Origin of the sequence: Variovorax sp. KBW07 (genome assembly GCF_003852515.1) — a bacterium.
GTDB lineage: Bacteria > Pseudomonadota > Gammaproteobacteria > Burkholderiales > Burkholderiaceae_C > Variovorax.
Map to the genome: position 1 here is coordinate 1 of NZ_QAJK01000185.1, position 6,397 is coordinate 6,397.

The following is a 6,397-nucleotide window of genomic DNA, read 5'->3' on the forward strand; positions in this document are numbered from 1 at the left end:
GCCAAAGATGAACCCGCACCCCAGCACCCAGCAACACAACGCGCAATGCGCCTCAACGGATCGGCCCCGCCTCAAGTGCCGAACGGCCCAGCAACAGCGCCGAAAAACATCGAAGGACACACGACATGACAAGCACTTCCGCCTCCGCGACCTCGAAGGCCGCTCCCGTCAACTACTACGGCGCCAGCCGCCTGATGCGCACGTTGCGCTTCGCACTCGGTGCCTCGCAACGCCTCTGGCCGGCATTCGGCGTGCGCGCCGCCTACCGCGTCTTCGGCACACCACTGCCTCCCAAGTGGCTCTATCGCGGCCAACACCCCGGTGCCGACTGGCGACGCGAAGCCTGGTCTTTCGAGGACGCCAGCCTCGGCATCTACCACCTTGCTTCGCAGGACTCCGCCGCCGAATCGGCACCCGTCGTCTTGCTCGTGCATGGCTGGGGCGGACACGCGGGCCAGATGCTTCCGCTGGCACAAGCCCTTGCGACGGCCGGCCTGCGGCCCGTGCTGCTCGAACTGCCGGCGCATGGCCGCAGCGCCGGCACCGCCACCAACGGCGCGCAGTTCGCGCGCGCCATCGACTACGTGACCACGCGACTCGCCAACGACGGCGCCGCCTTGCGTGCCGTGGTCGCGCATTCGCTCGGCGCCAATGCGCTGGCCTATGCGGCAGGGCGCGGGTTGCCGGCGCAGCGCATCGTGCTGCTCGCACCGCCCGCGTCGCCGCGCGAATACACGCGTTACTTCGCGCATGCATTCGGCCTCAGCGAACCCACGCGAGCCGCGATGCAACGCATGTTCGAAGCGCGTGAAGGCGTGGTCATGCAGCAGTTCGAGCCCGCCTTCGCAGGGCCGCGCATCGTGCAGCCGACGCTCATCGTGCATGACCGCGACGACCGCGTGAATCGCTTCGCCGATGCCGAGGCCTATCGCGACACCATTGCCGGTGCGCGCCTCGTGGCCACGCAGGGCTGGGGGCATCGCCGCATCCTCAAGGAGCAGGACGTGCTTGCGCAGGTTACGCAATTTTTAGTGCAGCCACTGTCGGTCATGTGAGCGTGAAGGCGCGCCTCTAAACTGGGCGCAACCATGGCCTTTGCCATGGACGACACACGCACCGACCACACATGGGTAATCGCTCCTGGCTTTATTTCGAACACAGTTCCCCCGACGCCGGCCACGGCGATGAAAACGAAGATGACGAACAGGCATCGGCCACCGAAATGGCCGATGCCAACAACAACTTTCCTGTTCTCTGGCAGATCCTGCTGGCCGATGGCGATGCCGGCGAGGCCATCGACCACCAGCGCGTGTTCGGCGACGCCGACACCGACAACCTCGCCAGCGATGCGCATGCCGCGCTCATGCGCGTCCGGCAACTGCAGGCCTTTGTCGAACGGCACCCGATGCTGCACACGCTGCCGCAAATCGCGTTGCAGTTCGAGGCGCTGGCGCTGCACCTGGCCGAGCTGATCGACGAGGCACCGGACGACAGTTCGCCGCGCTTCTCCGCCAACCTCGACGAGCTTTCCTGGCTGGGCGGCGAGTCCGATGCCGAAAGCTTCATCGAACGCAAGCGGCGCGAGTGCAACGAGCTGTGGGCCGAGGTGCGGCGCTGCATCGACGGCGGCAACTACCCGGGCGTGGATGCGGCGCTCGGCATCAAGCGCTTCTCGGACTGGGAGACCTGGGCCTGGCACTTCGGCCTGGGCAGCATTTCGCATCCGTACTTCGATGGCTACGAGCCGCCGCGCGACGAGCGCTTCGCCGATTTCGAGCCGGACGAAGAAGATGACGACAACGACGGCCCCGACTACGACAACCACCTGGCCGGCGAACTCTGGCGCTTCGAGGCTGATGGCCGCTGGGGCGTGATGCGCATCCCGGAGGACGATGACAACGACGATCGCAGCAGGCGCATCACCGTGGTCGAGCCCGCGTGGGACGACATCCGCCACGCCGGCGCCGAAGATCCGCGCCTGCTCTGGATCACACGGGACGGGCGTTCCGGCCTGCTGCTCGCCGACGCCGATGCGCCGCGCGTGCTGCTCGAGCCGCAGCTCGACCAGGACTGGGACTTCGAAGGCGACGTCGCCACGGCCATGGTCGGCGACGACATCGGCCTGCTGCGCACCGACGGCAGCTGGCTGCTGAAGCCCTCGGTCGACGAGGTCTGGAGCTTTGTCGAAGGCAGGGTGCGCGCTCGCGTGGGCGAGCGCATCGGCTATGTCGACCTGCAGGGCCAATGGGCCATCGAGCCGCGATTCAACGAGGCCGAAGACTTCACGCCTTTCGGCCTTGCACCCGCGCGCGCCGACGAGGGCGGCTGGGGGCTGGTGCGCGCTTCCGGCGAATGGGCCGTGCCGCCAGGCTTCGACATCCTCCAGTGGCGCTTCGAATGGGAGGCCTTCGAAGCCACGCGCGACGGAAAGACCGGGCTGCTCGATGCGCAGGGCCGCGTCGTGCTCGAGCCGGTGTACGAGCAGATCGAACTGCTCGCGGAATATCCCGTCGAGCTGCTGCAATCCGAAGACGATGAACGCGAACCCGAGGCGCCCCGTCCGAAGCGCTTTGCCGTGGAACGCGCCGAAGGCCAGTGCGGCCTGGTCGATGCGCTGGGCCGCGTGCTCGTGCCCTTCGACTACGGCCTGTTCGAGACACTCGAGCCGCTCACCGGCGAGGAGCGCGTGCACGCCATGGTCGAGCGCGACCTGGTGCGCGTGGCTTCCAAGGGCGGCCGCAAGGCCAGGAACGCGCCGTGGCTGCGGGGCATCTACGACGTTGCCGCCGGCCGAGAACTGGTGCCCTGCAAATACCGCACGCTCCTGCCGCTGACGTGGGGCACGCGAGACATCGGCTGGCTGGTCGCCGAGCCGTTGCCGCGCGCCGCCAAGGCCGCCAAGGGGCAACTCGCCGTGGGCGTGCTGCGCGACGACGGAACCGTGCTGCACCCGCAGGCGTATCCGTGGATCGCCATGCCGGTGTCGGTCAACGACGGCTGGTATTCGGTGCTGGTTCGCTCGGAGCTGCGCAAGCGCTGGAGCGCCGGCGAGCCGGTCAAGACCGCGCGCAACGACCGCGACGCGTACGTCTGGCTGCATGCCGACGGCCGCGAGCAATCGCACACCGAGCACATGGCCGCGCGCCATGCCGCCGGCGACATGCGGGCCGCCTACGAGCTGGCCTGCCACCTGCGCGACGGCGAGGGCGTCGAGGCCGATCCGCTCGAAGCCCTGCGCTGGATGGCGCGCGCCGCCGGCGTGCGCGAGCCCGGTGACGCACCCGCGGCCGCATCGCCCGACGGCCTGCCCGAGGCCATGCGCGAGCTGGCGACGATGCTGCGCAGGGACACGGCCGGCATCGGTGCTGACGCCGTCACGGCACGCGCGTGGCTGCTGCACGCCATTGCGAACGGCGGCGCGGACGACGCGGCCACACAGGCCCAGCTCGGCTTCGTGCTGTACGAAGGACTGGGCGGCGAGCGCGACCTGGAAGGCGGCGTGCGGCACTACGAAGTGGCGGCCGGGCAGAACGATGCGATGGCGCTCTTCAACCTCGGCATTGCGCACAAGCTCGGCGAACCCGGAGTGCCCGACCTCGAGCGCGCCATCGGCTACTTTCGCCGCGCCGAGGAAGCCGGCGACGCCGACGCCACGCTGCAGGTCGGCAGCACGCTGCGCCAGCACGCGCTGGCGCTGGCAGAACAGGGCCATGCGCAAGCGCAAGTGAACGCCCTCCATGCCGAAGCCATCTACGCGCTGCAGAAGCTGGCGGAAGACGACGACAAGTGCCTGCAGGGCTGGGCCTGCTACGAACTGGGCCTGATGCGTTTCAGGGGGCAGGGCGCGCCGCGCGACGCCGACGCCGCCGAGCGCTGGCTGCTCACCGGCGCCGCGCTCGACGACTGCGACGACAACCGCGACAGCCAGGGGCCCTGCATCGAGGCCCTGGCCGAACAGCTCTATGGCGACCCCGACAGCCCGCTCTTCGACGAAGACAAGGCCCGCGAGTGGACGCAGCGCCTCGAAGCGCTGGCCGCTGCTGCTGCAGCTACCACGTCGGATGAACCGGAGTGAACACCGGCCGGAACAAATGCCGCCACACGATCTGCCCGTAGCCCCGGTAGTAGAAATGGCCGTTGGCTTCCAGTACCGCCGCGCGGTGGCGCCGGAAGTACACCGGGATCTCGTACCAGGGCATGGTCGGCGCGCGGTGGTGCACGTGGTGCAGGTTGTTGAAGAGGTAGAGCAGCCCGAACACGATGTTTGACTCGACGATGGCCACGCGCTCGTGCGGCGTGTCGGCCCAGCGGTGCTCGGTGAAGGTGCGCAGCGAGCCCAGCATCATCCCCGGGTAGACGAAGTACAGCAGGTATTCGCCAAAGCCCATGCCGCAGACGCCGATCACGAAGTACAGCACCGGCGCCACGCTCAGCGCATGCCAGCCCCAGGTCGGCAGGCGCGAGAAGTTGCCCGAGAGCACCTGTCCCAGTTCGAAGCGCACCAGCTTCCACAGCCGGAGAAACGGCCCCAGCACCACGCGGAACGCGATGGTCTGGTTCGCCATGTAGATCCACCGCCACACCGGCCCGTAGCCGGCCCAGGCGGGCGCCGAGTGGTAGGCGCTCTCGGTGTCGCGCTCGGGGTGCGTCAGGTGGTAGTTGACGTGGTGCGCGCTGTGGCCGCGGTTGTAGAACGGGTAGGGCAGCCACAGGTTGAGCGGTGGCCACACCACGGCGTGGCGCAGCCACTTCGGCAGGTGGCGCATCGCGTGGATGCTCTCGTGCTGCAGCGAAAAGTGCAGCTGCGCCAGGAACCCCCCGAGCACGAACAGCGCCCAGCCCGGCACCGCCGCGTGCCACCACACCAGCGCGGCCCATGCGCCGTACAGCGCGGCCGCCAGCAGCAGCGTAGGCACTTCGTAGTGCCACCACCAGCGCTGGCGTGCGGTGGCGGCAGGCGCGGTCGTGCGCGCGGGAGCGGGAGCAGCGTTGGACGGTTCGGCGGTCGAGGTCATGGTGCGAAGGGGAGGACCGCGATCCTAGGTATGAAGAACCCATCTGCATGCGCGGATTTCGCATAAGCAAGGTCGCGAAACTTCGTTCCGGTCCGGGGCCGGTGCGTCCTACGCTCCACGGCTTTGCGGCGCTCCTGCCAGCCCGCTTTCCTGCCTGCCCTCGCACCCGCCCCATGAAACCTTTGCCGTTGTCCCGTCGTGCCGTCGTTCTGCTGGGGGCGTTGTCGTCGTCGTCCGCGTTGTTGATGAGCGCCATGCCCGCCCATGCGGCCACCACCGACACCACTGTCACCAACACCAACTACCCCACCAAGACCATCCGCGTCGTCGTGCCTTACCCGGCCGGCGGCATCGCCGACAAGATCGCGCGAGAGGTCGCCGAACAGTTGCAGCAACGGCTCAAGCAGCCGGTGGTGGTCGAGAATCGCAGCGGCGCGGCCGGCAACATCGGCTTCGAATACGTCGCCCGCCAGCCGGCCGACGGCTACACGCTGCTGCTCGCCCCGGCCTCCAACCTCACGGTGCAGCCCGCGCTCTTCAAGCAGCTGAGCTACGACCTGGCGCGCGACTTCACGCCGGTGTCGTTGCTGGTGCAGACGCCGCAGGTGCTGCTGGTCAACCCGAAGCTGCCCGTGGGCACGCCGCGCGAGCTGATCGACTATTCGAAGAAGAACCCGGGCAAGGTCAACTACGGCATCAGCGTGGGCGCGTATTCGCACCTCGCGGGCGAGCTGCTGAAGACGCAGACCGGCGCCGACTTCACGGCCATTCCGTACCAGGGCAGCGCACCGGCCATCAACGACCTGCTGGGAGGCCAGACGCAGTTCATCTTCAACGAGGTGATCACCGCGATTCCGTTCGTGAAGGCCGGCACCCTGAAGCCACTGGCCGTGGCCTACAAGACGCGCGCGCCGTGGTTGCCCGATGTGCCGACGACAGCCGAAGCGGGGTTGCCCGATTTCGAGGTCACGTCCTGGTATGGCGTGGTGGTGCGCAGCGGCACGCCGGCGCCGTTGGTGCAACGCCTGTCGCGTGAGCTGCGCGACATCGTGCAGTCGGCCGACTTCAAACGGCGATACGACGACATCGGTGCGTTCACCGTGGGCAATACGCCGGAGGAATTCGGCCGGTTCATCCAGACCGAAACCGTCAAGTGGACGGCTGTCGTCAAGCAGGCGGGGATTCAGCCGAACTGACTTCGGGAAGGGATCTTGCTTTTGCTGTTGAGGGGCTGTTGTTCAGTTGCCTTCAGGGCGCCGCTCACGCCGACGGTGTGCTCTGCTCCGCGAATGTCCCCCGCTTCGCTCCTCCTTTATTTCGCTGCGCAGAGCACACCATCCGCGTGAGCGTCATCAGAGTGGTCGTTGATCAGCGGTACACCA

4 protein-coding genes are annotated in these 6,397 nt (G+C 68.0%); 3 read left to right on the forward strand and 1 reads right to left on the reverse strand.

The features are described from left to right. The first annotated feature begins 125 nt into the window (after nucleotides 1–125). Both DBV14_RS30285 and DBV14_RS30290 read left to right on the forward strand, forming a co-directional pair. A complete protein-coding gene (locus DBV14_RS30285) occupies nucleotides 126–1,055 on the forward strand; it encodes an alpha/beta fold hydrolase (protein WP_124465157.1) in 930 nt (309 codons plus the stop codon). A 71-nt stretch (nucleotides 1,056–1,126) separates the two neighbouring features. After that, nucleotides 1,127–4,075, forward strand: a complete 2,949-nt coding sequence (locus tag DBV14_RS30290; protein ID WP_124465159.1) for a WG repeat-containing protein — start codon at nucleotides 1,127–1,129, stop codon at nucleotides 4,073–4,075. On the opposite strand, the gene DBV14_RS30295 is transcribed toward DBV14_RS30290, so the two are convergent. Continuing rightward, on the reverse strand, nucleotides 4,050–5,015 hold the full coding sequence (locus tag DBV14_RS30295) for a fatty acid desaturase (protein WP_124465161.1): 966 nt from the start codon (nucleotides 5,013–5,015) through the stop codon (nucleotides 4,050–4,052). The genes DBV14_RS30290 and DBV14_RS30295 overlap by 26 nt on opposite strands. A gap of 188 nt (nucleotides 5,016–5,203) precedes the next feature. On the opposite strand from DBV14_RS30295, the gene DBV14_RS30300 reads away from it, so the two are divergent. Further along, nucleotides 5,204–6,211, forward strand: coding sequence for a tripartite tricarboxylate transporter substrate binding protein (locus DBV14_RS30300; protein WP_311732874.1), 1,008 nt, complete (start codon nucleotides 5,204–5,206; stop codon nucleotides 6,209–6,211). Nucleotides 6,212–6,397: the final 186 nt, after the last annotated feature.

Excerpts from the sequence above, each read along its gene's own strand:
- DBV14_RS30295 (WP_124465161.1), bottom strand. The coding sequence starts at position 5,015 with ATGACCTCGACCGCCGAACCGTCCAACGCTGCTCCCGCTCCCGCGCGC.
- DBV14_RS30290 (WP_124465159.1), top strand. The coding sequence starts at position 1,127 with ATGGGTAATCGCTCCTGGCTTTATTTCGAACACAGTTCCCCCGACGCC.
- DBV14_RS30285 (WP_124465157.1), top strand. The coding sequence starts at position 126 with ATGACAAGCACTTCCGCCTCCGCGACCTCGAAGGCCGCTCCCGTCAAC.